Raw genomic sequence first — 271 nt, forward strand, 5'->3', positions numbered from 1 at the left:
GCTCAACACGTTGCTTACCGTCGTCACAATTGCGATAGCTGTAGTAAAACGACACGCCCCGGGCGCTGGTGTGACCGACCATCAGATGCGCGTCTGTGTAGTCGAAGCGATGTGGCTGAGTCATCGCGTCCACTGCGGCTCGCAGATCACGACAGTCGTCATGCTCGTAAGTGACGAGAAAGTGTGTGCGGCCAGTACCGTCGCGCAAAGCCAGCGAGGCCAAACAAGCCGCCGAACGCACATCCGGATCCGCATTCGTTATGTTTCTCAG

1 protein-coding gene is annotated in these 271 nt (G+C 57.6%); it reads right to left on the bottom strand.

Annotation, left to right across the window (positions count from 1 at the left end; translation table 11 throughout):
• Positions 1–271, bottom strand: a 271-nt coding sequence (locus tag SB756_RS30245) for a hypothetical protein (protein ID WP_410913257.1), incomplete at both ends; no start/stop codon positions are given.

It is taken from the genome of Pseudomonas sp. SIMBA_068 (assembly GCF_046534705.1).
Lineage (GTDB): Bacteria > Pseudomonadota > Gammaproteobacteria > Pseudomonadales > Pseudomonadaceae > Aquipseudomonas > Aquipseudomonas putida.